The organism is Actinoplanes sp. NPDC051475, from assembly GCF_040689425.1.
Classification (GTDB): domain Bacteria; phylum Actinomycetota; class Actinomycetes; order Mycobacteriales; family Micromonosporaceae; genus Actinoplanes.
Window position 1 is genome coordinate 408,181 of sequence record NZ_JBFAZZ010000005.1, and the last position, 26,982, is coordinate 435,162.

Sequence of the window (26,982 nt, forward strand, 5' to 3'; positions counted from 1 at the left end):
GGCAGGTCGACGGGTCGTCTACGAATCGATCACACCGCGGCGTGCTCCGCGGTCCGCGCCATTCACGAGGCCGCCTTTCGCCCTCGGCGAGGTTCTGCCGGACCGGAAGGGTAGAACTGTCGGTCATCCGACGGGTCAGCGCGGCGTCGGCGGGCGGCGCAGCGAGCGCACATTCTCCTCTGCCGATTGGCCACCCGCGCCCATCCGCATGCCGTTGAGATAACCGTCGGTTTCCCGCTGCTCGCCGTACTCGGCGAGGCGCTCGGCGATCATCTGCCACTCCCGCTCCCGATCGGTCGCCAGTTCGGCGCGTACCTCGGTGAGGAGCTCCCTCATCCTTTCGGGGTCTCCCCCTTCGCCGAGGCGCCGAAGGATCTGGTCACGGGCGAAGGCGACCAGAACGGCGAGCCAGGACAGTACGAAGACGCCGGTGACGAGCACAATCACCGCGACCGCCTGGACATTCGGAGGCGGCCCCGGAGGGATACCCGGGTTGCCCGGCGGCGGCCCGGGACGTTCCGGGAAGGCCACGATGGACGTGATGACCAATGCCCCCGTGGCGGCAATCGCGACGATGAGGCAGCAGACGAGCAGCCTGCTCATCTGGAGGTGTAGTCCGTTCACAGCTGGTACGCGTTCAACTCCGGCCCGCGCAGTCATGTGCCGAGATTACGGACATCCGGCCCGTGACGCGAATTACTGTCACGCGAGACGGCAGGGATCGGCGGCTTGCGGTCACGCGGAGCGGCGGCGGCGCAGCACCTTCCGGTATGGATCGATCATCCGGTCGAGCACCGTCTCGAGCGCCTCGCGGTCGGCCGCCGGGATCGGCGAGTCATCGGCGAGGATCCGTCCCAGCTCCTGCACCAACGGATGCGCCGCCGGCTCCGGCGCCTTTTCCGCTCCAAGCCGATCCGGGTACGCAGCCAGCACCAGCTCGTTGATGCTCCGGCCGAGCACGGGCGCGATCCGCTCGATGGACCGAATGGTGGGGCGCTGCTCACCGCTGAGCCACCGCAGCACAACGGACGGATCCGTGCCCACAGCCCGGGCGAAATGCGTCGGTGTCGGAAACCCCGCGGCGTGGATCGCCCCCCTGAGGTAGCCGCCGAAGTTCATCTTCAAAGCATAGGCGGGGGAACGGCACACCGGACGATTGGTTGAAGGGCCACCTACTGCTAGCGTCATTGGCTGGATAACCAATGGCTCGGGCCGCCACCCGCTGCCGCACGTTCTCGCCTTCGCAGGGTGCCTTCTGGACCGTGGCGCTCCGCGTGGGACAGCAGAGAAAGGTCGTGGCTCCATGGTGCTGACGATCGTGGCGGCCCTCCTGGTGGCAGCGGGCATAGTCCTGAGCCTCACCCTGCTCCGGCGCGGCCGGACGATGCCGCCCGCCCGGCCCGAGGGCCCGGAGGACGGCGTACCCGCGGTGCGGCCGGCACCCGACCCACACCTGCCGGTGGTGGCGGCCTCGGCAGGTGTGGGTCCGCAGCTTCCGCCAGTCGCTCGGCTCGCGCCGCCGGCCGAGGAGCCGGTCCCGGTTTCACCCTCACGGGTGACGCCTCCGGTCGCGCCGGCAACTCGTCGCGCCGTCAAGAACAGCGGCTCGTCCCGCTTCTCCGCCGGACGCCCCGCGACCGGCCGCACGCCATCCTGGGCCGCGCCGCGCGCCTAAGGCCGCGGCTCGTGCATTAGCCCGCGCCCGTGCACAGGAAACGCACGTCGGGCTCCGCGGATCACCGGTGCCGAATCCGGCGGTAGGTCTTCCACCCCGCCCCCGCGAAGCTCAGCACCGCGCCGCAGAGCAGCACGATGGCCAGCGCGGTGGGTCCCGCGTCGGTGTGACTGACCACCGACTGGTCGGCGGAGCTGACAGTTTCGTCCGAGGTCGGGATGACAAGGGTCAGGCTGAGAAAGATCAGTCCGGCGGCGGTCAGGAGCGCGATGGGGGCAGTGGACGGCCGGTGACGGGAAGCAGATTTCACGGGAACCCTTTCGAAATGCGGGCGGATTGACAGGGGCGGGCTAACGAAGCAAGGGCCGGGCTAGCCAGGCAAGGGGCAGGCTAGCGAGGCAATACGAGGTCAGCGTCGAAGCCGATGTCGGCGAGGGTGACGCTTCCTACGGTCGGGTTGGCCAGCCAACTACGCAGCTGCGCCGGCGTGGCCCGGTCCAGCACGACGGCGTGGACGCGAGGATCGCGAGCAAGGGCCTGCAAGGCGGCGGACCGAGGCAGGCCCAACGACGTCAACATCTCGTCGTCGTCGCCGTGCAGCCCGCGCGCCCAGGTCACGTAGCCGTCCAGGTCGCGGACCCCGTCCCAGGTCACCAACGGCTCCGTGGAATGCGGTGCCGTCAGGAACGCGGTGCTGAGGGGAGTCTCCGGCGGGTTGGCCGCCAGGAAGGCGCCGAACGCCGCCCGGTCCAACGGCGTGGTGAACTCGAGGATCGCGGACGCCGCGACACCGGGAGGCAGCCGGTCGAGAAATGCCGAGGTCTCCGCCTTACCGGCCGGGCTGCGATCCAGCGCCCTGCCGATGGGGGTGGTGGCCGCGTCGGGGAGCTGGAGATCCAGCGCGCCGGTCATGGACTTGCGCAGCGTGCCGGTGACGCTGCCCGAGCCGTCGACCTCTCCGCGTACGGTGCCCTCCACCGTGACCTCCATGTCGGTGAGCCCGCCGCAGCAGCTCATGCCATGGAACGCGTACTCGGGATGGGCTACCAGGATGGCCCGGTGACCGACCGCCGCGAGGTCCTTGACGCGTGCGTTGTTGACCACGGTGAGGGCGATGAGGGCCACCACCGCGACGAGCACGAGCCAGGAGGCGGCGGCGAAGCCGGCGCGCAGCACGCCGCGTCGTACGGCCCGATGCACGGCTGCCTCGTCGGCCCCGGTGAAGTCGGGCACCGTCAAGTCGATGTCCTCGATGTCGGCCGCTGCCGGGAGGCGGGGTTCATCGTCGCCGGGTGGTGTCGCGTTCATCGCGTTCCTCGCTGACCAGCAACGCCCGCAACGATTCCCGCGCCCGGTACACCGCGGTACGCACCGCAACCGGGCTGCGTCCGGTCATCGCCGCTACCTCGGCCTGGCTGAAGCCGTCCAGGTACACCAGTTCCAGCAGCCTGCGGCTGTTCGGCGGCAGCCGGGACAACAGATCGCGGACCTCGACCCCGGCATCCTGAAACTCCTCCGCCGGCAGCAGCGAGTCCTCGATCGGCACCAGCCGCCGCGTTTTGCGGTAGTGGTCCGTCAGCACGTTGCGGGCGATCGCCAGCAGCCAGCCGACCGGTGACCCGCCCTGCCAACCCAGAAACGCCGCCGTGGCGCGGGCGAAGGTCTCCTGTGCCAATTCCTCGGCGAGCGAGCGGTCGCCGGTGCGCCGGGTCAGATATCCCACCACCGTGGGCCAGTACGTGCGGAACAGCTGGGTCATGGTGCTGGCCACAGTCGGCTCCCTGGCGTACCGGTGTGTTCCTTGATCGCATGTAAAGCAGACGGATCACGGAGCAGAAGTGTCACTCATACTTTCGTACACGCCGGTATGTCCGAAAGTATGACCGACGCGGAGGGCGGAAAACCAAAAACGCGGCTCCCCTGAACTGGGGAACCGCGTTCTGATCATGCGATAAAGCTAGTAGCGGGGACAGGATTTGAACCTGCGACCTCTGGGTTATGAGCCCAGCGAGCTACCGAGCTGCTCCACCCCGCGTCGGTTTCTCAACTCTATCGCGGCGCCTCGTCGCCTGCAAAACGACCCCCCGTAACGTGCCCCACATGTGCCGGCGGCCCACCGGCAATCCGGTGGGCCGCTGGGCGCGGGGGAGGGCGTCAGCCCCCGCTCGGTGTCGGTGCCGGCCCGGATGCCGGTGGGGCCGAAGCCGGCGTCGACGGCGGTGCTGACGGCCCGGCTGACGGCCCGTTGGTGCCGGCCGCCGCCTTCTGCGCGTTCTGGAAGTTGTTCATCGCCGTGTCCAACGCCTGCAGCGCCTGCCCGTACCTGGCGAAGTCGCCCGACTGCTGAGCCGACTTCACATCGGCGATGGCCTTGTCCAACGCTGCGGCCGCCTGCGCGAGCTGCCCGGTCAGCACCGGCGTTCCACCCGATGGCGGTTCGTTGCCGGTGTTGCCCGGTGTGTTGTTGGTGGGCTGGTTCTTGCCCTGCGCCACGAGCGCCTTCAGGCCTTCGTCGAGGTTGTTGGCCAGCACCGCGTATCTGCCGCCGTCGCCGTACGACATCAGCACCTTCTGCAGCAGCGGTGCGGCGTTGGTCTGCTGGCCGCTCTTCACATACACGGGTTCGACGTAGAGCATGCCGTCGCCGACGGGCAGGGAGATCAGGTTGCCGAACAGGACCTGGGCCTGGTTGTTCGTCTGCAACAGGTTGAGCTCCGGGCGGACGGTGCCGTTGCTGGTCATCTGTTGATGGACCTGCGCGGGGCCCGGGATGGCGGTCTCGTCCGGCAGCTCGAGCGCCTCGAGGCGGGGTTTGCCGTCGACGTACGAGCCGGAGATGATCGCCGCCAGGTTCTCCCGCTTGCTGGGCGTCAGCGCGGAGGTCAGCTGGAACTGGGCTTTGTCCTGCCCGGGCAGCTGGACGTTCAGATAGAACGGCGGCTGCTTCCGCGGATCCGAGCCGTCCGGCGTGTTCGGCACCGCCCAGAAGTCGTTGCCGGTGAAGAAGTCGGCGGGGTCGGTGACGTGGAACCGGGTGAGCAGGTTGCGCTGCACCTTGAACAGGTCGGCCGGGTAGCGGAAGTGCGCCTCGAGTTCGGCGGGGATCTGCGACTTCGGCTTGATGAGGTGCCCGCCGAACGCCTGGTTCCACGCCTTGAGGACGGGATCCTTGTCGTCGAACTCGTAGAGGGTGACCGTGCCGTCGTACGCGTCGACGGTCGCCTTCACCGAGTTGCGCATGTAGTTCACGTTGTCCCGGGCGAGCGCGAACGTGCCCCGGTTGGTGAGCTCGTCCTGCGTCTCCTCCTGCAGGTTGATCCGCTGCGCGTACGGGTACGTCGCCGCGGTCGTGTACCCGTCCAGGATCCACTGGATGCGCCCGCCCACAACGGCCGGATACGGGTCACCGTCTATGGTCAGGAAGGGCGCCACCTTCTCCACTCGCGTGCGGGGATCCCGCACGTACATCACGCGCGAGTCGTCGTTGACCGCGTCGGAGAGCAGGAAGTTGCTCTCGGTGTTCTTGATCGCGAAGACCAGCCGCCGGAAGAACGAGTCGAGCGCGACGCCGCCCTTGCCTTCGTACGTGTAGCGCTGTTCGGCGTTGCTGTCCGTGGGCTGGGGACGGTCGAACTCGACGTTCTTGGCCTTGTCGGTCTGCCCGACGATCGCATAGGTGGTCCCCTGCTCGCCGTAGTAGATGCGCGGCTGGTCCACCTGGATCTGCTCGGTCGGCGACGAACAGTTGGCGGTCTGTGCCCCACCGCCGAGGAAGCCGGAGACGAAGTACGGCAGACCGCCGCAGGACTGGTTGGCTGGGGCCGCGACGAGGCCATAACCGTGGGTGTACACGGTGTGCTCGTTGAGCCAGTTCTGCTGCTGTTCGGTGAGCGCCTCGTTGTTGATCTCGCGAACGCCGACGACGTAGTCCTGGATCTTGTTGCCGACGGTGTAGCGGTCGACGTCGAGCTTCGGGCCGAAGTCGTAGAAGCCGCGGACCTGCTGCGACTGGGTGAACGCCTGGGACACCAGCTGGGGGTCGATGACGCGGACGTTGCGCGCGCTGGCGCTGTCGGTCAGCGTGGTCGGCGGCACGACGCTGTTCGCCAGGTACGGCGTCACCTGCGTATCCGTCAGCCCGAACGCGTCGCGGGTCGCCTCGATGGACCGCTTGATGTACGGCCCCTCCTTGTCCGCCAGGCTGGGCTGGACCTGGAAGTTCTGCACCGCGAGCGGGTAGATGCCGCCGATCGCCACAGCGGAGATGGCGAGCAGGGCCAGCGAGACGCCGGGCCAGACCAGGTTCCGCATCACCGCGTTGGAGAACACGATGATCGCGATGGCGACCACGATCGAGATGTACGCCAGTATCTCCTTGGCCGGCAGCAGCGCGTTGACGTCGGTGTAGCCGGCGCCGTAGAGGCCGGGCGAGACGTGCTGCTCGAGCAGCAGGGCCCGCCGGTCCAGCACGTACGCGACCGCTTTGAGCAGCACGAAGATGGCCACGAGGGTGGTCAGGTGAGCGCGGGCCGCCGAGGTCATCCGGTCGCCGACGCCCTGCAGCCGCACGCCGCCGAAGATGTAGTGCACAGCGAGCGCGCCGATGACCGACAGCACCACGGCGGTGAAGCCCACGCCGAGCAGGTAGCGCAGCAGCGGGTAGTCGAAGACGTAGAAGCCGACGTCCACGTTGAACTGGGGGTCCTTCACGCCGAACGGCTGGGCGTTCTGGAACAGCATCCAGTCCTTCCAGCGGCTCTGGGCGGAGAGGCCGGCGAAGAAGCCGATGACGATCGCGATCACGGCCACCCAGGTGCCGAGGCGTGGCTGGATCACCATGCGGTAGCGCTCGAGGGTGGCCTGCTCGGCGGAGTGCGGCCGCAGCAGCGGGCGCAGCCGGTAGGCGAGGTAGAGGTTGACCGCGATGATCAGCGCCATCGCGAGGCCGATCGCCAGGAAGAGCAGCAGGCGGGTCACCAGGACACCGGTGAAGACGCCCGTGAAGGACACCTCGTCGAACCACAGGTAGTCGGTGTAGGCGTCGATGCCCCAGCCCAGCAACGTGAATAGGAGGAAAACCCCCACGAGGACGCCGACGGTCACGCGACCGCGCCGGCTCATCCTCGGCAGAGGACTGTTACGCATGACCACCGTGAACCCCACAAATCTCAGGACCGGTTCTTCACTTTAGGGTGTTGCGTCGTTCCGCTGGCGTTGCCTGTGGACAAGTCATGAAGCCGTGCACGGCGCGGGCGTGCCGCCGCTGGTGAAGGTCTGCAGTGCGGTGAGCGCGTCGTCCACCGTGGCGACCTTCGCCATCGGCAGCCCCGGTACGGCGTTGCGCAGCGCCTCGGCGCAGTTGTCCGCGGGCACCAGGAAGATCTGCGCCCCCGCGTCCTTCGCGCCGACGAGCTTCTGCGGGATGCCGCCGATCGGCCCCACGTCGCCCTCGTCGTCGATCGTTCCCGTACCCGCGATGATCTTGCCGCCCGTGAGGTCCTCGGGCTTGATCTTGTCGATGATGCCGAGCGTGAACATCAGCCCGGCGCTGGGGCCGCCGATCTCGTCGAGGTCGATGGTCACGGTGAACGGGTGGGGCTGGCGCTGGTCGATCCCCACGCCGATCCGCGGTTTGTCGCTCTTCTCCAGGTTCTGCGAGACGACCTTGGCCGTCCCGGCCTTGCCGGCCCGGGTGTACCCGATGGTCAGCGACGTGCCGGCCGGCTTCGACTGGATGAGCTCGGTGAGCTTGGTGGGCCCGGTCACCGCCTCGCCGTCGACGGAGGTGATCACGTCGTCCTTCTGCAGCTGACCGTCCGACGGGCTCTTCGGTGTCACGGAGGTCACGAAGGTCTGCACCGGATAGCCGAGCTTGCGCAGCGCCACCGTCTCGGCGCTGGTCTGCGAGGTCTTGAACTCCTCGGCGTTCTGCTGCTCGACCTGCTGCTCACTCTGGTCCGGCGGATAGATCAGGTCGCGCGGGACCACCGCCTGCTCGTCGCTGAACCAGCCCCGGATCGCCCAGACCAGTTCGACGCTGGGCTGGACCCCTACGGTGGTCAGCCGGAGCTGACCCTTGCTCGTCGAGGTGTCGGCCTTCGTCACCTGGATGACCTCTTTGCCGTTGTCCGAACCGAGCGTGTTGACCGTCGGCCCGGGCTTGAGCACCACGTAAGGCAGGGGGATGGCCATGACTCCGACTGCCAGCAGTGCGGTGATCAGGGCGCCGAGGATGACCGTGACACCGCGACGTCTCATGCGCGTGACCGTACCAACCGACCCTGAGTTCTCTCTGAGCTGACACCACCATTGGTCACGAAGGCCTCCGACGCGCGTACCGTTGGGGTCGTGCCTGATATCCCGTTCGGCTTCAGCCTGCCGGGCGCCCAGCCGCCCGATCCCTCCGACCCGCAGCAGATGCAGCAGTTCATGAATCAGCTGCAGCAGATGTTCGCCGCGCCGGGAAGTGGCCCGGTCAACTGGGATCTGGCCCGCCAGGTGGCGGCCAGCCAGCTGAGCGCGACCGGCGACCCCGCGGTGAACATGTACGAGCACAACGCCGTCGCCGAGGCCCTGCGCCTCGCCGACCTGTGGCTCGACCCGGCGTCCGCGATGCCCTCGGGCATCCGCGACGCGACCGCCTGGAACAGGAACGAGTGGGTCTACAACACCCTCGACGTGTGGAAGAAGCTCTGCGACCCGATCGCGGGCCGCATGGTGGGCGCCATGGGCGACCTCGTCCCCGAAGAGGCCCGAGCCCAGCTCGGCCCGATGCAGTCGATGGTCGCGACCCTCGGCGGCGCCCTGTTCGGCGGCCAGCTCGGCCAGGCTCTGGGCCAGCTCGCCGCGGAGGTGCTGTCCGCGGGCGACATCGGCCTGCCCCTCGGCCCGGCGGGCACGGCTGCGCTCGTACCGGCCAACATCAAGGCCTACGGTGACGGCCTCGAGATCCCCGAGGACCAGGTCCGGCTGTACGTGGCCCTGCGCGAAGCAGCCCACCAGCGCCTGTTCCAGCACGTCCCGTGGCTGCGCGCGCACGTGCTCAACGCCGTCGAGACGTACGCGAACGGCATCACCGTCAACCGCGAGGCGATCGAGGAGGCGATGAGCCGCGTCGACCCGACCGACCCCGAGTCGATGCAGGCCATGGCACTCGAAGGCATCTTCACGCCGGAGGACACACCGCAGCAGAAGGCAAGTCTCGCCCGCCTGGAGACGGCCCTCGCCCTGGTCGAGGGCTGGGTCGGCCACGTCGTGGACAGCGCCGCGGGCGACCGCCTCCCGTCGGTGGCGGCCCTCGGCGAAGCTTTCCGCCGCCGCCGCGCGGCCGGCGGCCCGGCCGAACAGACCTTCGCGGCCCTCGTCGGCCTCGAACTCCGCCCCCGCCGGCTGCGCGAAGCGTGCGCCCTCTGGACCGCGGTCACCGACGTCCGCGGCGTCCAGGGCCGCGACGCCCTCTGGGACCACCCCGACCTGCTGCCGACCGACGAGGACTTCGCCGACCCGCAGAAGTTCGCCCGCAACGAGCTGGCCTGGGACATCTCCGAGCTCGACAACCTCGGTGGCGGCGGAGAAGAAGAACCAGGATCAAAGTCCTGATGTCGTAGCTCGGTGGGTGGTGCAGACCGCAACTCCCGTCGAGGCCGGGCGGGGGCCCAGCATTCGCCGGCCCTCGCCCTTCATTCTGAGTGAGTGGCTACCGGTCACCCGCCGCGGTGGTCCAGCCACGCCTCAGCCACCCAGCAGCGCTCTCGTGTTCTCCCAGCCCTCGAGGGCAGGATCCAGCGTCGCAAGGTCAGCGGGCCCCCGCAGACGCCGCCAGTCCGGCGTCGACTCCACCAGACTCGCCTGCGGAGCCGTACGCCGCAGCGTCATGGCAGTGGCCGTGTCGAGATCGGCATCGGCCAGCCACCCGGGCACCGGCAGATTCGCGGCCACCGCGAGGACCCCGCCTCCCGGCCCTGAGGGCGCCACGGCAACGGGCTTGCTGCTCAACGGCCGCAACAGCTTGCCCAGAATCATCCCGGGCACGTCCGCGGCATCCGCCGCCAGCACGGCCGCCTGGTCGAAGCCGTCCTGCTCGGCGGCGGCGAAGACGGGCACCAGCGTCGGCGTGGCAACCTCGTAGATCGGCATACCGGGCCAAGCGATCTCCCGGGCGAGCGGCACGTCGGCGGCGATGGCCGCGATGGCCGGCTCGGCCTGGGCCAGCCGGGCGAGAAGATCGACGACATCCTCGGCCAGCGCGGCGCGCCACGCGGACAGGTCGACGCCGGGAGGACTCCACGTCACAGGAGTCAGCAGCGCCACCACGACACGTCTGGTCACGCTCGGAAGATTAGCCGCCCGGCCTTCCCCAGCCGCCGCCGTCAGTCGTCGGCCTCGGTCGCTGCCGCCAGTCGTCCGCTTCAGTCGCCGCCGTCGGTCGTGGGCTGCGGTCGGCGGGTTCAGTCGTCGGCGAGGACGAGGCCGGTGGCGGCGGAGATGCCCTCCAGGTAGCCCCGGGCCCGTTCCGCCTTCGGGTAGCGGTTGACGAGGTCCCAGAAGGCGGCATTGTGACTCGGCACGACCAGGTGGGCGAGCTCGTGGAGCAGCACGTAGTCGATCACCCAGTCCGGCATCTCCTGGATGCGGTGGGAGATGCGGATGGTGCCGTCGTCGGGCGTGCAGGATCCCCAACGGCCGTTCTGATTGGTGACCCACCGCACGCTGGCCGGAACCACATCGCGGGCGCGGTCCGCCAGATAGCGAGCGATCAGCTTGTTGGCACGCCCGAACAACTCGTTGTCGGTGCGCCGGACCCGCTCCTCACGAGCGGCCAGCCGAGCGAGCATCCGCGCGACCCACTCGGTCTCCTCGGCACGCGAGAACCGATCGGGAATGAGGACGACAACCCGCTCGCCCTCGCGATACGCGGACACCGTGCGACGACGGCGCTGGCTGCGCCGCACTTCGACGACAGGCTTGCGCGTCCTGCCCATCACAGGCTCGCGCGGCCCACTCTAGGGTTCACATTGCGACGTTAATCCGTCAGGGCCAGGTCGCCGCAAGGGTACGGCAAACGACACGCACCCAATATGTGAGCTTTGGCCCAGAAAATCCGAAAATATTTTGCATGCCTACAGTGCGCGGGGCCGTCAGACGCCACGCTATACAACCCATGCATGACCCGGGAGCCCACCCTCAAACCTCCGAGCCCCAACCATTCCGACGTTCCTGACTCAATAGCCCGCCGCGCCTCTCTGCGCTCCCGACGTGCGCCCCTATGCCCCTCTGCGCCCCTGGGCCCGCCCGCTCCGCGCTCTCCGCCCACCCCTCTGCGCCTCTCCCCCTCTTCTCCCCTCGGCCTACGCCGCCTCCGGCGCCACGTCGTCGTGGGCGGTGACGGCCCTCGGCCTGCGCTCCTCGAGGCTCATGCCGCAGCCGTTCGTTCGGTCGGCGAACTGCGACGTTCAACCGGAGTTGTCACGTTTCGGCCGTTCTGAGGTAATTCGTCGGCGTGTCCGCCCGTATCTGCCCAAAAAGGGCCAAGCCGACCGGCACACTCACGACGTCGGCGACACCGTCGACGCTGCGCTGACATGGAAATGGCCGGACCTGGGTAGTGACCGCCCGGAACGGGTGGCCACATCCACGTGGTCGCGGAGCGGTCCAGCGCCGAACACAGATCGCGGCCTGTCGCCGCGAGCAGGGCCTCGGGGGTCCAGGTCACCGACCTGACCGCGTCCCGGGGCATCGGGCCGACCCGGGCCGACAACATGACGAGGAGGAACCGTGGCCGACAACACGTACAACGGATACTGCGTGAAGTGCAAGGAGAAGCGCGACTTCCAGGGCACCGTCGAGGTCTCGAAGACCGGCATGAACATGGCCAAGGGCAAGTGCCCGGTCTGCGGCACGACGGTCAACCGCATCCTGGGCAAGGCGAAGGCCTGACCGGAAGCACCGGAGGGCGGGGGCGGCCACACGGTCACCCCCGCCTCCCCGCATTTCGGTCGCCCGCATCTCGGATCTCGGCCCTCCCGGCACCTCGGCGACCACCATCCCGGCCTCGCAGCATCACGGCCGTAGCGGTTCACTCCATCGGGACGTAACTGTGGTCATCCCACAACGTTGAGTAGTTATCCACCATCGCCCTGGCCTGTGGATAACTCGCGATGCCCTGTGGATAAGCGAGGACGGGCGTCCCCCTCGCCTGTGGACAACGAACTCGCTCCGCGTGGGGAACGTGACAACCTGTCACCCATGACCTCCCCGCCCCTGCACCGCCCGACCCTCCTTCCGGGCCTGTTCCGCACCTGGCGAGGCGCCCGCACGCTGCAACTCGGCCTGCGCCCTGGCACCGCCGTACTCATCGACCTGCCACAACGCGCGACTGCCCGCCTCCTGGACCTGCTGGACGGTTCACGCTCGGAGCGTGACGTCCTCCGCCGGGCCGCGACCGCGGGGGTGCCTCCGTCGGACGCTCGCGCTCTCATCGATTCGCTCCACCACGCCGGCCTCGTCGTGCCCGCTCAGAGCCTCTACCCCTCACCGTCAGCCGCCGTGCATCTCTCCGGCGAAGCTCTGACGCTCGCCCTCGGCGCAGCTCCGGCAGCGGCGGCAGCGGCCCTTCGCAGGCGGGGTGGAGCGCGGATCACCGTCGCGGGCAGCGGCCGCCTCGCTGCGGGCATCGCGGTCGCGCTCGCCGAGTCGGGCGTCGGTCACGTTCATGCCGACCTGCCGGGTACGGTCACCCGTCAGGACCGGCTCGCCTCTCCCCTGCGCGACGCCGAGCTGGGCAGACCCCGGGCTCAGGCAGTCACCGAGGCCGTCCTGCGAGCTGTGCCGGGCACCGAGACCCGGTCGGTGCGGCGGGGCGGCGCCTCGCTGGTCGTCCAGCTCAGCCACGACCAGCCCGTCCCCTTGCTGGCAGCCGCGTACGCCCAGCGCCGCCAGCCTCACCTGATGGTGGCGATCCGCGAGGCGACCCCTGTCATCGGCCCGCTCGTCCCCGCAACCGGCGGTCCGTGCCTGCACTGCCTCGACCTGCACCGCCACGAGCGGGACCCGCACGCCGACCGCCCCCAGCCGCCACCGGGCGACGACGAGCCCTGCGCGGCCGCCACGGTTCTGGCAGCCACGGCGTACGCCGTCGCGGAAGTGCTCGCCTTCGTCGACGGCCGGACGCCGGAGACGCTGGGGGCCGAGGTCGAGCTCAGCGCCCCGGGGCGAGTACGCCGGCGCAGTTGGATGCCGCACCCGGACTGTTCCTGCATGCGGAGCTCCAGCCGGGTACGCAGCGGGCACCACATAAGCAGCCAGGCGGGACCGAATATGCAGGCAGGCGGGTCCGAATGAGGTGCGGACAACGCAGGCACTCGGACGATCTGCCGGGCTTGGACTACAGGCTGCGCTCATGTCATCTCAGGCCGCATTGGTGCCGTCGACGGTGGTCAACCGGTGCGCGGCGGCGGGGTGGTGCTCACGGCGTACCGGAAATGGGTGGGAGTGGTGTGCATCCACAGGCGGATTGGTGGAGGGCGGTCGAACGGCGTTCCAGCGGGCACAATGATCTGGTGACCGACATCCCGCGTCGTGCGGCGTCCCGGACCGCGAAGCTCGCCGCACTGCCTCTCGGCTTCGCCGGGCGGACCGTGCTCGGGCTCGGCAAGCGGGTCACCGGGATCGCTACCGACGTCATCTCCGCCGACATCCAACAGCGCACCGCGGAGCAGCTGTTCAGCGTGCTCGGGCAGCTCAAGGGCGGTGCGATGAAGTTCGGGCAGGCGCTGTCGGTGTTCGAGGCGGCGATGCCCGAGGAGATGGCCGGGCCGTATCGGCAGGCGTTGACGAAGCTGCAGGAGGCGGCGCCGCCGATGCCTGTTGCCAACGTGCACAAGGCGTTGGCCGAGCAGTTGGGCGCGGATTGGCGGGAGCGGTTCGCCGAGTTCGACGACAGTCCGGCCGCGGCGGCGAGCATCGGGCAGGTGCACCGGGCGCTGTGGAAGCTGCCTCCGAGCCGGAAGGGCGCCAAGCCGAAGACGCTGCCCGTGGCGGTCAAGGTGCAGTATCCGGGCGCCGGGGAGGCGTTGCTCGCGGACCTCAAGCAGCTGGGCCGGCTGGCCGGGATGTTCAAGATCATTCAGCCCGGCATGGACATGAAGCCGCTGCTCACGGAGTTGCGGGCGCGCATCACCGAGGAACTCGACTACGAGATGGAGGCCGAGACTCAGAAGGCCTTCGCCACGGCGTACGCGGGTGATCCGGAGATCTTCGTGCCTCGGGTGGTGGCCTCGGCGCCCCGGGTGCTGGTCACCGAGTGGGTCGAGGGGACGCCGCTGTCGAAGGTGATCAGCGACGGCACGGAGCCCGAGCGGGACGAGGCCGGCCGGCTGATGGCGACGCTGCACTTCTCCGCGCCGGCGCGGGCCGGGCTGCTGCACGCCGATCCGCACCCGGGCAACTTCCGGATCCTGCCCGACGGGCGCCTGGGCGTGATTGACTTCGGCGCGGTGGCGCGCCTGCCCGACGGACACCCGGAGCCGATCGGTCGGCTGGTCCGCCTCGCGCTGGACGGTGACGCCCGGGCCGTGGCCGACGGGCTGCGCGACGAGGGGTTCATCAAGCCGGACGACGAGCTGGACGCCCAGGCGGTTCTCGACTTCCTGCGGCCGATGATCGAGCCGGTGGCGGTGGACGAGTTCCGCTTCACCCGCAGCTGGATCCGCTCGGAGGCGACCCGGTTGTCGAGTCCCCGGTCGCCGGCCTTCCAGCTCAGCCGCAAGCTCAACCTGCCGCCTTCTTATCTGCTGATCCACCGGGTGACGCTCGGCTCGATCGGAGTGCTCTGCCAGCTCGAGGCGAAGGCGCCGTATCGAGCGATCCTCCAGAAATGGCTCCCGGGATTCGCCCCGGTTCCCTGAGCCAAGGCCAGCGAGAACCAAAGCCCGCGAGAAGCAAGGCCCGGAGCAAGCAAGGCCCAGACCAAAGCGAGGCCGGGAGTAGCACGGCCCGAGAACATAACGGGACGGGCAGGAAAGGCAAAGGGAAAGGCCCCGCCCGCAGCGAACTGCGGACGGGGCCGTGCGGTGAGTCGTTCGATCAGAGGCGTCCACCCAGTTCGCGGGCGGCCCGGTGCCGGGCCTCCATGGCGATCTGACGTGCGGGACGGTGCGCCTCAGGGTGGTGGTCGGCCTGAGGCCGACGCATTCGTGCTCGCGAGAGCGCCTCTTGGATGAGTTTCAGCTTCGGGGTTCCGTTCGAGGTCATGGCTACGTCTTCCGTCTTCCGGTAAGGGGTGGTGGTGATGGTCATGTCATGCGGCCAGTCGGACCGAGTTGCGGGTCTCGAGGCCGTTAGCCGCGAGCCGCTCCTCCACCTCGACCGCCAGCTCGGCGTCGCGGGCGACGTCGACCTTGCGGGGCCGGCCACGGGGCCGCTTGCGCGGAACCACGGCACCGCGCTCGAAGATCTCGCCGCCCCAGACGCCCCAGGGCTCGCTCCGGTCGACCGCGCCGGCGAGGCACTCGACGCGCAGCGGGCAGTCCCCGCAGAGCGACTTGGCCAGTTCCAGCTGGGCCGGGGAGTCCGAGAACCACAGGTCCGGGTCGAACTTCCGACAGGGCAGGTTTGCCTCGATCTCGACGCTCACGTCGAGGGGGGCCAGCGCCAGACTCATAAAGCCCGGTCACCTCTCTCTTTCTCTCGATCTTCTGGATCGTTGGTGCAGGTGGAGCACCGGCCGGTAAGCCGGCAAAAAAAGTAGGCCGCGGATCCCGGTTACGGGTTCCGCGGCCTCGAGGTGAGCCGGAGGTCTGGTTTCTCAGACCGGCCTTCCTCGAGGCGGGACACCGCTGGCACCATCCGTCAGTCGACGCTTCATGGCGATGCCGTTGCTGCCCACGAACCCAGTGGTCCCGTTGCTTCCATCGACGTCCACCAGAACCCGGACCAGCTCGGCCTGGATCTGGACCTGGTGCGCCTGCGAAGCCGGGGCCCGCTCGGCGGCCAAGATCGTCACGGAGGCGGATTCCACCTGAACGGTGGACTTCGCCACTGGGACGGTCGGGAGCCACGAAGCGGACGGAGCACAGGCGGAGGCGAGCAGCGTCGACGGTCGCTCAGTCATGTAGTAGATCTCCATCTCTGCCACCTCCTCCATCGCTTGCACTCGTCATGGAACCCCGTTGAGCATGCCGCTCTCCAAGGTGTGACCTGAGGCTATGCCGTCCCTGCAAGGCAGGGCAAACGAATTAACGGACTAGTTTTCAAAGTTTTCTGCGGCCACGTCCGCCGGGCTCGCGCCGCCCACCAGAGCGAAGACCGCGGCGCCGTACTGGGCGAGCTTGCGGGGGCCGATGCCGGCGATGGCCAGCAGTTCCGCCGGGGTGCTCGGGCGGCGCTCCGCGATGGCCACGATCGTGGCGTCAGTGAACACCACGTATGCAGGGACTTTCTGCTCCGCTGCGGCCTGCGCGCGCCAGGCCTGGAGGCGCTCGTGCAGCTCCTCGTCCAGGTCGGACGGACAGGTGGGGCAGCGGCCGAGTTTGCGGTCGGCGCCGGCCAGCAGGGTGGCGCCGCAGATCCGGCAGGAAATCAGCTGGGCACGCCGGTTGACGGGTTTCCGACTGGCCGTCCCGGCCTTCTCGAAGGTGCGGTGCTGGGTGTCGGTCAGCTGCGGCAGGAAGCGGCACGGGCGGCGGGTACGTCCGCCGGGCGAGCGGGCCTGCCCGTACGACAGCCAGAGCCATTGCCGGGCCCGGGTCACGCCGACGTAGAGCAGGCGGCGTTCCTCTTCCAGCTGCTCGGGCGTCTTCGCGTACGTGGTGGGCAGGGTCCCGTCGGCCAGCCCGACCAGGAAGACGGCGTCCCATTCGAGGCCCTTCGCGGCGTGCAGCGAGGCCAGCGTGACGCCCTCGACGGTCGGGGCGTGCTGGTGCTCGGCGCGCCGGGCCAGCTCGTCGTTGAAGGCGGACAGGGAGACGTCCCGCTGCACCGCCCCCGCCTGGCCGATGGGGAGCACCGCGGGGCTGCGTTCGTACTCCTCGGCGAGGGCGACTAGCGCTGCGAGCGCCTCCCATTGCTCACGTTGCGCCCCACCCTGCGGGGGCTGGTCGCGGGCCCAGCCGGTCGCCGCGAGGCCGTCCACGACGGCCTGGACCAGCGGGGTCTCCCCCGGCGTGGACCGCACGGCCGCGCGCAGCGCGATCATCGCCTGGCGCACCTCGGTGCGTTCGAAGAACCGCTCGGCGCCGCGGACGACGTAGGGCACCTCGGCCTCGGCGAGCGTCTTCTCGTAGGTCTCCGACTGCGCGTTGGTCCGGAACAGCACGGCGATCTCGCTGGCCGGGGTGCCGGCGGCGATCAGCTCGCGGCAGCGGCGGGCGACGGCGACCGCCTCGGCCGGCTCGTCCGGGAAGATCTTGAGGTCGGGCTCGGCGCCGGGCGCGCGCTGCCCCACCAGCTCGAGCCGCAGCTTGGCCTCCGTACCGCGGGCCTGCCTGATCACCGCGTTGGCCAGGCCGACCACCTGAGGGGTGGAGCGGTAGTCGCGGACCAGGCGTACGACGACGGCCTCGCGGCGCTGGCGGGGGAAATCGACGAGGTACGACGAAGTGGCGCCGGTGAACGAGTAGATGGTCTGGCTGGCGTCGCCGACCACGGTGAGGTCGTCGCGCCCGCCGAGCCAGGCGTCCAGGAGGCGCTGCTGGAGCGGGTTGACGTCCTGGTACTCGTCCACGACGAAGTGCCTGTACTGCGAGCGGACCTGCTCGGCGACGTCGCCGTGCTCCTCGATGCCCCAGACCGCGGCGCGCAGCATGTCCTCGAAGTCGATCACTCCCTGGCCGCGCTTGAGCGACTCGTACGCGGCGAAGATCTCGGCGACCTTCGCGGCCTCGTACGGCGGCTCGCGCAGCGCCTTGGTGGCCGCCACCACGTACTCGCCGGGCTCGACCAGCGACGACTTGGCCCATTCGATCTCGCCGGCCAGGTCGCGGGCGGCGGTGCGGTCCGCGCGCACGCCGGCGCGGTTGGCGGCCAGCACCACCAGCCTCGTCTTGCTCTCGACCAGCTCCGGCATCGCCCGCCCCTCGAGCAGCCGCGGCGCGAAGTAGCGGACCTGGCGCAGGGCCGCGGCGTGGAAGGTGCGGGCCTGGACCCGGCCGGCGCCCAGCTCGGTGAGGCGCGCCCGCATCTCGGCTGCCGCCCGGGCGGTGAACGTGACGGCGAGGACGTGCCGCGGACTGATCTCACCTGACAGTGTTCGATAGGCGATGCGGTGGGTAATCGCTCGAGTCTTACCCGTGCCGGCCCCGGCCAGGATGCAGACCGGTCCCGCGGGGGCGGTCACCGCCCTGCGCTGATCGGGGTCGAGCCCGGCGAGCACGCGTTCCGCTGTCACAACCGGGAATCATGGCACCCGGGTCCGACGTTTCAACGGACGGCGCACTGCCATGTGACCTCTGCGAAGGGACCAAACCGATGTTGACCATGTACTCGACGCCCTGGTGCGGCTACTGCCACCGGCTCAAGTCGCAGCTCGACCGGGAGGGCATCGGGTACGAAGTCGTCGACATCGAGCAGGACCCGAAGGCGGCCGACTTCGTGATGAGCGTCAACGGCGGCAACCAGACGGTGCCGACGATGCGCTTCGACGACGGCACGACGATGACCAACCCGTCGATCGTCCAGGTCAAGCAGCACCTCGCAGCACTTTCCGCTTGACCACAGAAGCCGGGCCGCCCCAAGGGACGGCCCGGCTTCCTCGTATCCACACACCGCCCCGTGGCGGCGGGCGCGGTGCGGGAGCAGGGCAGCGAGCCGGGCGGGGAGAGCCGACGCCGGCCCGCTGCTGGTCGAGAAGAAGACCCTGAACAAGATCAGGGGATGAGGGCGGGGATGCTCGAGTCGAGCAGCGCCTGGCGCTTCAGCTCCACGTAGAGCGGCGTGCTCTCCGGGTAGTGGCCCCAGGCGTGGTCGCCGCTGCCGTCGCCGGCCCCGCCGAGCAGCTGCTGCTGCACCGGGGTGAAGGTCTCCCACCCGGGCGTGCCGGGCAGGTGGGCGACCTCGTCGCGGCCGGCCACCCAGCGGTACGTGTAGCCGAAGAAGGCACCCACGCGGGTGATCGGCGAGTAGTTGTCCGAGCGCGCGTGCCACAGGCGCCGGTCGAAGACGACGAGGTCACCGGGGTTGGCGGTGATCTGCAGCGCGCCCTCGGGCGGCGGCCACGGCACGCCGCGCGACGGCGGGCCCGGCAGCCAGTTGGTCAGGTGGCTGCCCGGCAGGACGGTGAAGTTGCCCCGGCCGGTCTCGGAGACGTCGGAGAGCCAGTACGCCAACTTCACCGACATCATCGGCCGCGGGTCGGTCTCCAGCTCGCGGTTCTGCCGGCCGCCGTCCTGGTGCCAGTGCCACCAGTCCTTCTGCTTCTCGTGGATCTGCGGGTGCACGTCCACGTGCGAGTGGTAGACGTGCACGTTCCAGCCGAGCATCGACCAGATGTATTTGAAGGCCTTCGGGTGGTCGAGCAGGAAGGCCAGCTCGGGATTGTTGGTCACCGCGGAGAGCTGGTGCAGCGCACCGGTCGGCCCGAGGGCGCCCTCGCGCGCGGCTTTCTCCTTGGACCTCAGAATCGCGGTGCGCGCCACCGCGACCTCGTCCTCGGTCAGCACCGCAGGAATCACCAGGAAGCCGTCACGCTGGAACTGCGCACGCTCCTCGGCGGTCATGGGCGTCCACGTCTGCTCGGCAACCAGGCTCATGAAAGGGAACCACCTCTCCGTGTCTTCTCTTCAGACGCTGGAGCCTGCTCCCACAGTTGCAAAGTTTGTGTGAAGAACTCTCTGATTAGAGAAACGTGAAGCCCTTATCGGTAGGAATCCCCCAACCACAGCTCAATAAGATAAAAAGCGATGGAGGCACGCATAGGCAGATTCATGGGTACGCCGGAAGCAGCGTCGGCGTAATTCCCGGCGATCATCCGCGCGATGTCCCCGCGGGTGAACCACCGGGCCTCGTCGATCTCCTCGGGGTCCACGATGATCGCCTGGTCCCGGTCCGCCTCGGCGGTGTACCCGAGCATCAGCGAGCCCGGGAACGGCCACGACTGGCTGCTCTCGTACCGAAGGGACCGGAGCCGGAGCCCGACCTCCTCGCGGACCTCGCGAACGACGGCGGCCTCGGCCGACTCGCCGGGCTCGACGTATCCGGCGAGGCAGGAGAAGCGCCGCACCCCGTCGACGGCGGGCCACGCGGCGTTGTGGCCGAGCAGGCAGCGCCCGTCCGGGCCGGGGACACCGTCGTGGACGAGCACGATCATCGCCGGGTCGGTCCGCGGCCACATCTGCCGGCCGTCCGGGTCGACGCGCGACCATCCCGCCTCCACGACCGTGGTCGGCTGTCCCGACCGCGGCGTGTACCGGTGGGTGGCGTGCCAGTTGCCCAGCGCCGCGGCGGTGGTGAAGATCCCGGCGTCGCGCGGGTTCAGCCGGTCGCCGATGTCCCGCAGCGTGCGTGGCTCCGCACCGGGCGCCTCCGGCAGCGGCGCGTCGACCGCGAAGATCGGCACGCCGTCGGGGTCGACGCCCAGGAAGAGCCGCTCGCCGTCCGGGGCCGCGTCCCCGCCGACGAGCATCAGCGCCGGGCTGTCCGTCGAGGCCCCGGACACCAGCGCGCGGCCGCCCTTGGCGATGTCGACGACCACGACCAGGCCGGTCTTCCACGCCTCGGCCAGCCACGCCTCGTCCTGGCGGCGGTGCGCGGCCCGGTCCAGGCTGGTGCGGGCCAGCGGTGGCCCGTCCGTACCGGGCTGCTCCCCGACGTCCGGCTGCTCGTCCGCCAGATCGTTCACGCGGCGCCGCGCTCGACAGCGGTCAGGGCGGCGAGCTGGCCCTCGACCTTCTCGGCGTCGCCGAGCACGACCGACACCGCGCGCGACGGCGCGAGGTAGCGTGCGGCCACCTCGGCCACCTGCTCGCGAGTCGCCGACGACAGCGCCGCCGAGTGTTCGGTCAGGTAGTCCAGCCGCAGGCCGAAGCTCGCGTAGATGCTCGCCAGCCCGGCCAGCCCGGCCTGTGTGGACATTCCGAGACGCAGGGTGCCCAGCGCGTACCGGCGGGCCTGTTCCAGCTCCTCCTCGCCGGGCGGAAGGCTGGCGATCTTGCCGAGCTCGTACAGGGTCTCGAGCATGGCGGGGCCGGTCACCCCGGTGGCCACCTCGGCCGCGACGACCAGCGCGGAGCCGGCGAGGAAGTGCTCGATCGCCGTGTGCGGGCCGTACGTGTAGCCCTTGTCCTCGCGGATGTTCTCGACCCACCGCGAGGAGAAGTAGCCGCCGAACACCATGTTGGCCAGTTGCAGCGCGGCGTAGTCCGGGTCCGTACGCGACACGGCCGGCAGCGCCATCCGCAGCGAGGACTGGACCCCCCCCGGCCGGTCGACCAGCAGCAGCGGGCCGGGCTCGAGCGCGGGCGTGGACGGCACGTTGCCGTCGCGGCCCGCGCCGATCCAGCCGCCGAGCGCCTTCTCCGCCGTGTCGATCGCCTTCTCGACGTTGATGTCGCCGACCAGCACCAGCACCGAGCCGTCGGGGCGGACCCGGTCGGCGTGCAGGGCCCGCAGCTGGCCCGGGCGTACACCCCTGACCTGCTCCGGCTCCGGGGTCTGGACCGCGTACGGGTGCCGCCCGTACATCCGCTTGAGCAGTGCGGTACGGGCCAGGTGCGCCGGCTGGCTCTGGGCGACCTGGATGTGGTCGACGAGCCGGTCCCGCTCGGTGGCGACCTCGTCGGCCGGGTACGCCGGGTCGGTCAGCACGCCGGCGAGGATCTCCAGCATCCGGTCGAGGCCGGCGGCCAGCGAGTTACCGGTGACGAGCAGCCGGTCGGGGTCGAGCCCGCCCGAGAGCCCGCCACCGACGGCCTGCAGCTCGGCGGCGATGTCGATGCTGGACATGGTGGCCGTGCCGGTGAACAGCGCCTGCGACAGCAGCGTGGCCCGGGCCAGCGGCGCACGCCCGAACGGCACCCGCAGCCGCAGCTCGACCAGCGGCACGGCGGGCCGCCGGATGGCGATCACGGTCAGGCCGCTGCTCAGCGTGCGCTCGGCCTGCTTGGGCAGCTTGATCTTCGAGTCCGGAACGAGGTCCGGCAGGGTCCTGTTGCTCACTGGTTCACTCCGGGAACGACCTCGACGGTGGCGCGGTGCTCGGGCCGCAGGGTGGCGGCGGCCGCGACGATCTGCGCCTCGGTGACCTCGCCGACCAGCTTCGGCAGCTCGTTGAGCAGCTCCGGCCGGCCGCGCTGCAGCTCGAGCACCGCCATGGGCAGCGCGCGGCCGAGCACCGCGTCGGTGTCGCGGAGCAGGTGGGTGGCCATGCGGGCCTGGGTGCGGGCCAGCTCGCCGGGGGCGAGCCCGCCGGTGGCGAGCCGGTCGAGCTCCTCGTCGACGACCCGCAGCACCTTGCCCCCGTCACCGCCCGGCGGCATGTGGGCCTGCAGCAGCAGCGCGGTCGGGTTGCGCACCTGGTATTCGTCGCCCATGAAGCCGATGTAGCCGCCGATGCTGGTGACGAGCCGGTCGCGCTGCACGAGCCGTTCGACCAGCCGGGAGGCGTCGCCGTCGGTGAGCACCTCGGCCAGCACCACGTACGGGAGATAGTCGGCGAAGTCCCCGATCGGGTCCGGGACCCGCCAGCCCGCCGCGACCGCCGGCAGCGGCGCGAGCCGGTCGACGTAGCTCTCCCGGCGCTCGGCGCTCAGCCCCGGCTCCGCGAAGTCCGGCAGCTCCGGTCTCGGCCGGGCCGGCACGTCGCCGAAGTGGTGCTCGATGAGCTTGGTGGTGGTGGCCACGTCGAAGTCCCCGGCGACCGCGAGCGTCGCGTTGCCGCAGGCGTAGTACTTGCGGAAGAACTCGGCGGCGTCGTCGACCGTCGCGCTCTCCAGGTCGTCGAACGAGCCGTAGCCGTCGTGGGCGTTGGGGAACGTCTCGAACATCACCGGCGGCAGCTTCAGCCACGGGAAGCCGCCGTACGGCCGGTTGAGGACGTTGACGCGGATCTCCTCCTTGACCACGTCGACCTGGTTGCGCAGGTTCTCCTCGGTCAGCCGGGGCCCGCGCATCCGGTCGGCCTCGAGGAAGAGTGCGCGTTCGAGGGCGCCGGCCGGCAGCACTTCGAAGTAGTCGGTGTAGTCCAGATGGGTGGAACCGTTGAAGCTGCCGCCGGCGCCCTGCACGTGCCGGAAGTGGGCGAGCTTCTCGAGGTTCTCCGAGCCCTGGAACATGAGGTGCTCGAAGAGGTGCGCGAAACCGGTCCGGCCCTCCGGTTCGGAGCGGATGCCGACGTCGTAGACCACGGCCACGCCGACGACGGGTGCGCTGCGGTCGGGCGTGAGGACCACCCGCAATCCGTTGTCGAGGGTGAACCGTTCGACCGGGTACTTCGTCGCGGGAATCTTCATCTTTCGGGCCACCCCAAGAATCTATCCCCCCGGCCATGGCGTCCGACCGGTGCGCCCGGTCACCGTATGGAGGCGCAGTGCTAGTTTCGCGTAACGGCGTCCACGACGTCAGCAAATGCATCGATATCTGCGGGGGAATTCCATGCCGGTTGAGCTGCGACTGCAATGCACCTCGAGCGAGGACGCCGAGTCGCTGCACCGATGGCTGCGCGAGGAGCAGACGGTACGCGTCGACGGGCGCCTCGCGCGCGCCGAGAGCACGGACCCGGAGAGGATGGGCGCGCTCCTCGGCGTGCTGTCCCTGATCATCGGCAGTGGGCTCTCCGCAGGTCAGCTGGCGCTGGCGATCGCCTCCTGGCGCGACTCCCGCAAGCCATCCCCCCGGGTGATGATCCTGCACACCGCGGCGGACGGGTCGACCACGGTGATCGAGGCCGAGGACCCCGGCACCCTGACCGCCGCCCTCCAGCAGCTCGAAGACCGCGAGCAGCAGTGACCCATGAGTGACGTGGCGGAGCCGGCGGGCTCCCAGGTCGTGCTCATCGGCGTGGCGGCGTACCGGAGGCTCGCGGAGCTGCCCGCCGCCCGGCGCAACGTGATCGACCTGCGCGACCTGCTGAGCAGCGAGGATCTGTGGGGTGTGCCGGCGGAGAACTGTCACGTGCTGGTCGATCCCGAGGACCCCGCCGAGGTCAGCCGCGCGATCCGCAGGGCGGCCGCCGCGACCGAGCGCGACGGGATCCTGCTGGTGTACTTCGCCGGGCACGGGCTCGTCGACGCGGACGACGACAACCTGATCCTCGGCCTGCCCGGTTGTGACCCGGAGGTGCCCTACGAGCGCGGGGTCCCGTACGAGTGGATCCGCCGCGCGGTCGCGGACACCCGGGCGCGGCGCCGGGTGGTGATCCTGGACTGCTGCTACTCCGGGCGTGCCGGCGCCGAGATGGGCGGCGACAGCACGGGTACGGACGCCGTCGCCGACAAAGCCGAGGCGGAGGGCACCTGCCTGCTCGTGTCCGCGCCGGCCAACCGTCCCGCCATGGCGCCGCAGGGCGAGACGCACACCGCGTTCACCGGTGAGCTGATCCGTCTGCTCCGCGACGGGCTGCGGCCGCCACCGCCCGAGGCGACGCCGCCGGCGCTGTCCGTCCACACCATCTGGCGGACGGTACGCCGGGCGATGCTGCGCCGCGGATTCGAGCGGCCCGAGATGCGCGCCCGCGACGCCGGAGCGGAGATCTGCCTGGTGCACAACGCGGCTGCGCCCCGGCGCAACCTGGCCGGCAGCGTGCTCTACGCGGCGCCCTGGTTCGTCGACGAGGACCTGGGCCAGCGGGCCGTCCTGGTGCTGCGGCACAACCAGACCGGCGCGCTGGGCGTGTGCATCACGCAGCCGGCCGGCGAGCTGCCCGGCGACTTCCCCGCGGCGTGGCGCCCGCTGCTGCGCAACCCGGTGATCCTGTTCCACGGCGGACCCGTCGCCCAGGACGGCTACATCGTGGTCACTCTGCTGCGCGCGGGCGCCGCGAAGCCGCTGCGGTTCACCTCGGTACGCGACCGCCTCGGCACCATGCACCTCTCCGGCAATCCCGAGGACGTCGCGGACAGCGTCGACGAGATGCGGGTCTTCGTCGGCTACCTCGGGTGGCGGGCCGGCGAGCTCGAGGAGTACCTCGACCGGGGCGCGCTGATCGCCAGCCGGCACTCCTCGCGGCAGGTGTTCACCGAGCGTCCGGGCGAGCTCTGGCAGTCCCTGCAGGCGGGCCGGTGACGCCGGTGGAGCCGGATCCGGCGGGCGAGGGTCTGAGCCCGGGAGAGCAGCTGCTGCTCGACCGGTTGATGACGGCGCTGCACGACGCCGACCAGATCACGCTGCTGCTCGGCTCGGGCGTGACGGTCGCGGCCGTCCCGCGCGTGCAGGGCGTGCTGGAGATCGCCGACAGCTACGCCGCTGGGCGCAACGACGACGGTGCGCTGGAGCGGGCGCTCGCCCAGGCGCGGTCCGAGCTGGTCGGCGCGCGGCCGATCGACGTCTACCGCGCGTACCGGCGGGTGTTCACCGACTGGGTGTCCGGCGGGGCGTTCGACGTCATCGCGCAGCAGGCGGTGCTCAAGGCGTACGCGGCCCCGGACCCGATGGAGTCGCCGCTGGCCACGCACGGGCTGGGACAGCGCCTGGAACGCGGGGTCGGCGAGGGGGTGGAGAACGACCGCTTCTCGTGGTCGCTGCCGCGCGGCGTCCAGGCCCTCGGGCACCTGCTCGCCCGCATCCCCGAGGCGTTCGACCACCGGCTCCTCACCACGAACTTCGACCCGCTGCTGGAGATCGCGATCCGCGACGCCGGTGGCCGGGCCGTCAGCCTGCCGCTGGACATCCGCGGCAACCTCGGCCACACCGGCAGCTCCGACGGCGCCGTACGCGTCTTCCACCTGCACGGCTTCTGGCGTCCCACCCTGCACGTCCGCGGCCCGCAGCTGCTGCACGACCCGGCGCTGCTCGCGGACAACGCGCGCCTGGTCGCGGCGACCGCCGACCTGATACGCGGCGACACGGTGTGCGTGATCGGCAGCAGCGACTGGGCCGGGACGATCACCGCGGCGCTGGCCCGGACCCGGCCGATGCGGGTGCTGTGGGCCCTCAACGACGCCGACGCGGCGACCGCGCTGAGCACGGCCGAGCGGCTGCGCGAGCGGACCGGCGTCGCCGTCGAGTGCTTCCCCGGCGTCGACTCCGACCGGCTGCTCCCGGCGCTGGCCGAACGCGCCCAGGTGCCCGTGCCCCCGCGCGCCACCGGCCTCAAGAACCGGGTCCGGCACCACAGCTGGGAGCGGCAGCTCGTCTCCCAGCCGGGCACCCTGCCGCCGCGCGACGTGCCGGGCCTGCTGCTCCAGCTGGAACGCCGGTTCGGCTGGGTGACCCAGATGGGCGGCACGGTCCAGCCGATCCGGCTGCTGTGGCCGGTACGCCTGCGCCCCCGCGCCTCGGTGATCCACATGGTGCAGGCGTTCGTGGCCGGCGCCCTGGCCCGCCTCGGGGTGGAGGTCCGGGTCTGCATCGACGACGTGGGCACCCGCGACCACGAGGCGCAGACGGAGTTCCGCGCCGACCTCGACCGATGGATCGACCACACCGGCCACGGCGCAGTACGCGACTTCGTCAGCCTCGCGGACTTCCTCGACCAGGGCGCCCGGCATCCGGCGGCGGGCACGCCCGAGGAGCTGCTGCGGCCGACGGACCCCTGGTCGGTGGCGCGCACCTTCTACGGCGAGCACAACCCGTCGCTCTACAGCCTGCTCGCCGCGGTGAAGGCCGTGCCCAACCTGACGTCGTGGGACGAGCTCGAGAAGAACGCGTGGCCGATCGTGCAGGCGGTGCTGCGCACGGATGCCCGGAACCTGTTGACGCCGCTCACGCTCTGGCCGTACCTGAACAGCATGCTCTTGGAGAGCGCCACCAACGACGTCATGACGCTCGGCGGGCGCGACGAGGCGATCCTGTGGGCCCAGTGGCGGCAGACGTTCGGGGTCGGGCCGGGGCACCTCTACAACCCGTACATCAAGAATCTCCAGCACGACGCGCACATGCTGCGCTGGTCGTCGCAGGACGAGCTGAGCCGGCATCTGCACCGGACCCGGGAGCTGCCGGGCTGGGACGTGGAGGGCAGCTACATCCCCTGGCTGTTCCAGAACGCGCTGCTGCTGCCCGGCTACCTCAACCAGGAGCCGGTCCCGGAGACCGAGGACTTCCCGCTGGACTCGTGGGCCGCGTTCGTCGCGGCGATCGAGGACGGCAAGCCGGTCCTCGACGACCTCGCCGCCCGGGTGACGGGTCTTTTTCTTCAATGACACGCTTTGGAGCCGTTCGGC

The 26,982-nt window shown here is 70.3% G+C and carries 26 protein-coding genes and 1 tRNA gene; 9 read left to right on the top strand and 18 right to left on the bottom strand.

Translation table 11 applies throughout. The annotated features are described in order from the left end of the window. Positions 1–135: 135 nt before the first annotated feature. Positions 136–603, bottom strand: coding sequence for a hypothetical protein (locus AB0368_RS13580; RefSeq protein ID WP_366154137.1), 468 nt, complete (start codon positions 601–603; stop codon positions 136–138). A gap of 132 nt (positions 604–735) precedes the next feature. Further along, a complete protein-coding gene (locus tag AB0368_RS13585; RefSeq protein WP_366154138.1) occupies positions 736–1,119 on the bottom strand; it encodes a helix-turn-helix transcriptional regulator in 384 nt (127 codons plus the stop codon). Positions 1,120–1,303: 184 nt separating this feature from the next. On the opposite strand from AB0368_RS13585, the gene AB0368_RS13590 reads away from it, so the two are divergent. Further along, complete coding sequence (locus AB0368_RS13590) at positions 1,304–1,675, top strand: hypothetical protein (RefSeq protein WP_366154139.1); 372 nt, start codon at positions 1,304–1,306, stop codon at positions 1,673–1,675. Positions 1,676–1,736: 61 nt separating this feature from the next. On the opposite strand, the gene AB0368_RS13595 is transcribed toward AB0368_RS13590, so the two are convergent. From AB0368_RS13595 to AB0368_RS13620, 6 genes are all read right to left on the bottom strand, one after another. Further along, positions 1,737–1,985, bottom strand: a complete 249-nt coding sequence (locus AB0368_RS13595; protein ID WP_366154140.1) for a hypothetical protein — start codon at positions 1,983–1,985, stop codon at positions 1,737–1,739. Between the two features lie 80 nt (positions 1,986–2,065). Further along, positions 2,066–2,983, bottom strand: a complete 918-nt coding sequence (locus AB0368_RS13600) for a hypothetical protein (protein ID WP_366154141.1) — start codon at positions 2,981–2,983, stop codon at positions 2,066–2,068. Beyond that, positions 2,955–3,446 carry a sigma-70 family RNA polymerase sigma factor gene (locus tag AB0368_RS13605; RefSeq protein WP_366154142.1) on the bottom strand — a complete coding sequence of 164 codons (492 nt, stop codon included), beginning with the start codon at positions 3,444–3,446 and terminating at the stop codon, positions 2,955–2,957. Before AB0368_RS13605 ends, AB0368_RS13600 begins: the two co-directional genes overlap by 29 nt. A 190-nt stretch (positions 3,447–3,636) precedes the next feature. Further along, positions 3,637–3,710: transfer RNA gene (locus AB0368_RS13610), tRNA-Met, on the bottom strand. Between the two features lie 119 nt (positions 3,711–3,829). Next, positions 3,830–6,796, bottom strand: a complete 2,967-nt coding sequence (locus AB0368_RS13615; RefSeq protein WP_366154143.1) for a UPF0182 family protein — start codon at positions 6,794–6,796, stop codon at positions 3,830–3,832. Positions 6,797–6,904: 108 nt separating this feature from the next. Continuing rightward, positions 6,905–7,933 carry a PDZ domain-containing protein gene (locus tag AB0368_RS13620; RefSeq protein ID WP_366154144.1) on the bottom strand — a complete coding sequence of 343 codons (1,029 nt, stop codon included), beginning with the start codon at positions 7,931–7,933 and terminating at the stop codon, positions 6,905–6,907. Positions 7,934–8,023: 90 nt separating this feature from the next. Between AB0368_RS13620 and AB0368_RS13625 the strand changes: the two genes are divergently transcribed. Beyond that, positions 8,024–9,274 (top strand): zinc-dependent metalloprotease, encoded by a 1,251-nt coding sequence (locus tag AB0368_RS13625; protein WP_366154145.1) that lies wholly within the window; start codon positions 8,024–8,026, stop codon positions 9,272–9,274. A gap of 132 nt (positions 9,275–9,406) precedes the next feature. Here the strand turns inward: AB0368_RS13625 and AB0368_RS13630 are convergent, their stop codons facing one another. Together AB0368_RS13630 and AB0368_RS13635 are read right to left on the bottom strand one after the other, a co-directional pair. Next, positions 9,407–10,003 (bottom strand): hypothetical protein, encoded by a 597-nt coding sequence (locus tag AB0368_RS13630; RefSeq protein ID WP_366154146.1) that lies wholly within the window; start codon positions 10,001–10,003, stop codon positions 9,407–9,409. Positions 10,004–10,122: 119 nt separating this feature from the next. Beyond that, positions 10,123–10,656 (bottom strand): M48 family metallopeptidase, encoded by a 534-nt coding sequence (locus tag AB0368_RS13635; protein ID WP_366154147.1) that lies wholly within the window; start codon positions 10,654–10,656, stop codon positions 10,123–10,125. Between the two features lie 793 nt (positions 10,657–11,449). On the opposite strand from AB0368_RS13635, the gene AB0368_RS13640 reads away from it, so the two are divergent. The 3 genes from AB0368_RS13640 to AB0368_RS13650 all read left to right on the top strand — a co-directional run bounded on the left by AB0368_RS13640 (position 11,450) and on the right by AB0368_RS13650 (position 14,580). After that, the gene (locus tag AB0368_RS13640) at positions 11,450–11,611 is read left to right on the top strand and encodes a DUF5679 domain-containing protein (protein ID WP_015625326.1); all 162 of its coding nucleotides are present in this window, start codon (positions 11,450–11,452) and stop codon (positions 11,609–11,611) included. Positions 11,612–11,920: 309 nt separating this feature from the next. Next, positions 11,921–13,015 carry a hypothetical protein gene (locus AB0368_RS13645; RefSeq protein ID WP_366154148.1) on the top strand — a complete coding sequence of 365 codons (1,095 nt, stop codon included), beginning with the start codon at positions 11,921–11,923 and terminating at the stop codon, positions 13,013–13,015. A gap of 218 nt (positions 13,016–13,233) precedes the next feature. Then, positions 13,234–14,580 carry an AarF/ABC1/UbiB kinase family protein gene (locus AB0368_RS13650; protein ID WP_366154149.1) on the top strand — a complete coding sequence of 449 codons (1,347 nt, stop codon included), beginning with the start codon at positions 13,234–13,236 and terminating at the stop codon, positions 14,578–14,580. 178 nt (positions 14,581–14,758) lie between these two features. On the opposite strand, the gene AB0368_RS13655 is transcribed toward AB0368_RS13650, so the two are convergent. The 4 genes from AB0368_RS13655 to AB0368_RS13670 form a co-directional block, all read right to left on the bottom strand. Next, the gene (locus AB0368_RS13655; protein WP_366154150.1) at positions 14,759–14,971 is read right to left on the bottom strand and encodes a hypothetical protein; all 213 of its coding nucleotides are present in this window, start codon (positions 14,969–14,971) and stop codon (positions 14,759–14,761) included. A 1-nt stretch (position 14,972) separates the two neighbouring features. Then, positions 14,973–15,335 (bottom strand): WhiB family transcriptional regulator, encoded by a 363-nt coding sequence (locus tag AB0368_RS13660; RefSeq protein WP_366154151.1) that lies wholly within the window; start codon positions 15,333–15,335, stop codon positions 14,973–14,975. Between the two features lie 144 nt (positions 15,336–15,479). Further along, positions 15,480–15,818, bottom strand: a complete 339-nt coding sequence (locus tag AB0368_RS13665; RefSeq protein WP_366154152.1) for a hypothetical protein — start codon at positions 15,816–15,818, stop codon at positions 15,480–15,482. 99 nt (positions 15,819–15,917) lie between these two features. After that, positions 15,918–18,059, bottom strand: a complete 2,142-nt coding sequence (locus AB0368_RS13670; RefSeq protein WP_366154153.1) for an ATP-dependent DNA helicase UvrD2 — start codon at positions 18,057–18,059, stop codon at positions 15,918–15,920. 80 nt (positions 18,060–18,139) lie between these two features. On the opposite strand from AB0368_RS13670, the gene AB0368_RS13675 reads away from it, so the two are divergent. Next, positions 18,140–18,382, top strand: coding sequence for a mycoredoxin (locus tag AB0368_RS13675; protein ID WP_366154154.1), 243 nt, complete (start codon positions 18,140–18,142; stop codon positions 18,380–18,382). A 155-nt stretch (positions 18,383–18,537) separates the two neighbouring features. Here AB0368_RS13675 and AB0368_RS13680 read toward each other — a convergent pair whose 3' ends face one another. From AB0368_RS13680 to AB0368_RS13695, 4 genes are all read right to left on the bottom strand, one after another. Then, complete coding sequence (locus tag AB0368_RS13680; protein ID WP_366154155.1) at positions 18,538–19,419, bottom strand: phytanoyl-CoA dioxygenase family protein; 882 nt, start codon at positions 19,417–19,419, stop codon at positions 18,538–18,540. A 104-nt stretch (positions 19,420–19,523) separates the two neighbouring features. Then, positions 19,524–20,498: an NAD(+) diphosphatase gene (nudC, locus tag AB0368_RS13685; protein ID WP_366154194.1), complete on the bottom strand. Its 975-nt coding sequence runs from the start codon at positions 20,496–20,498 to the stop codon at positions 19,524–19,526. A 5-nt stretch (positions 20,499–20,503) separates the two neighbouring features. After that, complete coding sequence (locus AB0368_RS13690) at positions 20,504–21,823, bottom strand: pitrilysin family protein (RefSeq protein WP_366154156.1); 1,320 nt, start codon at positions 21,821–21,823, stop codon at positions 20,504–20,506. After that, the gene (locus AB0368_RS13695) at positions 21,820–23,115 is read right to left on the bottom strand and encodes a pitrilysin family protein (RefSeq protein ID WP_366154195.1); all 1,296 of its coding nucleotides are present in this window, start codon (positions 23,113–23,115) and stop codon (positions 21,820–21,822) included. Before AB0368_RS13695 ends, AB0368_RS13690 begins: the two co-directional genes overlap by 4 nt. Positions 23,116–23,257: 142 nt before the next feature. Here AB0368_RS13695 and AB0368_RS13700 point away from each other — a divergent pair, with 142 nt between their 5' ends. Genes AB0368_RS13700 through AB0368_RS13710 form a run of 3 tightly spaced genes read left to right on the top strand, consistent with a single transcriptional unit; the run spans position 23,258 to position 26,961 of the window. Next, entirely contained in the window at positions 23,258–23,611 is a 354-nt protein-coding gene (locus AB0368_RS13700) for a hypothetical protein (protein ID WP_366154157.1), read from the top strand. Positions 23,612–23,614: 3 nt separating this feature from the next. Beyond that, complete coding sequence (locus AB0368_RS13705) at positions 23,615–24,886, top strand: YqgE/AlgH family protein (protein WP_366154158.1); 1,272 nt, start codon at positions 23,615–23,617, stop codon at positions 24,884–24,886. Then, positions 24,883–26,961 (top strand): SIR2 family protein, encoded by a 2,079-nt coding sequence (locus tag AB0368_RS13710; RefSeq protein WP_366154159.1) that lies wholly within the window; start codon positions 24,883–24,885, stop codon positions 26,959–26,961. The genes AB0368_RS13705 and AB0368_RS13710 overlap by 4 nt, the downstream gene beginning before the upstream one ends. Positions 26,962–26,982 lie beyond the last annotated feature (21 nt).

Excerpts from the sequence above, each read along its gene's own strand:
- AB0368_RS13680 (WP_366154155.1), bottom strand. The coding sequence starts at position 19,419 with ATGAGCCTGGTTGCCGAGCAGACGTGGACGCCCATGACCGCCGAGGAG.
- AB0368_RS13675 (WP_366154154.1), top strand. The coding sequence starts at position 18,140 with ATGTTGACCATGTACTCGACGCCCTGGTGCGGCTACTGCCACCGGCTC.
- AB0368_RS13660 (WP_366154151.1), bottom strand. The coding sequence starts at position 15,335 with ATGAGTCTGGCGCTGGCCCCCCTCGACGTGAGCGTCGAGATCGAGGCA.
- AB0368_RS13615 (WP_366154143.1), bottom strand. The coding sequence starts at position 6,796 with ATGAGCCGGCGCGGTCGCGTGACCGTCGGCGTCCTCGTGGGGGTTTTC.
- AB0368_RS13585 (WP_366154138.1), bottom strand. The coding sequence starts at position 1,119 with ATGAACTTCGGCGGCTACCTCAGGGGGGCGATCCACGCCGCGGGGTTT.
- AB0368_RS13705 (WP_366154158.1), top strand. The coding sequence starts at position 23,615 with ATGAGTGACGTGGCGGAGCCGGCGGGCTCCCAGGTCGTGCTCATCGGC.
- AB0368_RS13635 (WP_366154147.1), bottom strand. The coding sequence starts at position 10,656 with ATGGGCAGGACGCGCAAGCCTGTCGTCGAAGTGCGGCGCAGCCAGCGC.
- AB0368_RS13695 (WP_366154195.1), bottom strand. The coding sequence starts at position 23,115 with ATGAAGATTCCCGCGACGAAGTACCCGGTCGAACGGTTCACCCTCGAC.
- AB0368_RS13620 (WP_366154144.1), bottom strand. The coding sequence starts at position 7,933 with ATGAGACGTCGCGGTGTCACGGTCATCCTCGGCGCCCTGATCACCGCA.
- AB0368_RS13580 (WP_366154137.1), bottom strand. The coding sequence starts at position 603 with ATGAGCAGGCTGCTCGTCTGCTGCCTCATCGTCGCGATTGCCGCCACG.
- AB0368_RS13645 (WP_366154148.1), top strand. The coding sequence starts at position 11,921 with ATGACCTCCCCGCCCCTGCACCGCCCGACCCTCCTTCCGGGCCTGTTC.
- AB0368_RS13600 (WP_366154141.1), bottom strand. The coding sequence starts at position 2,983 with ATGAACGCGACACCACCCGGCGACGATGAACCCCGCCTCCCGGCAGCG.
- AB0368_RS13590 (WP_366154139.1), top strand. The coding sequence starts at position 1,304 with ATGGTGCTGACGATCGTGGCGGCCCTCCTGGTGGCAGCGGGCATAGTC.
- AB0368_RS13665 (WP_366154152.1), bottom strand. The coding sequence starts at position 15,818 with ATGGAGGAGGTGGCAGAGATGGAGATCTACTACATGACTGAGCGACCG.
- AB0368_RS13700 (WP_366154157.1), top strand. The coding sequence starts at position 23,258 with ATGCCGGTTGAGCTGCGACTGCAATGCACCTCGAGCGAGGACGCCGAG.
- AB0368_RS13655 (WP_366154150.1), bottom strand. The coding sequence starts at position 14,971 with ATGACCATCACCACCACCCCTTACCGGAAGACGGAAGACGTAGCCATG.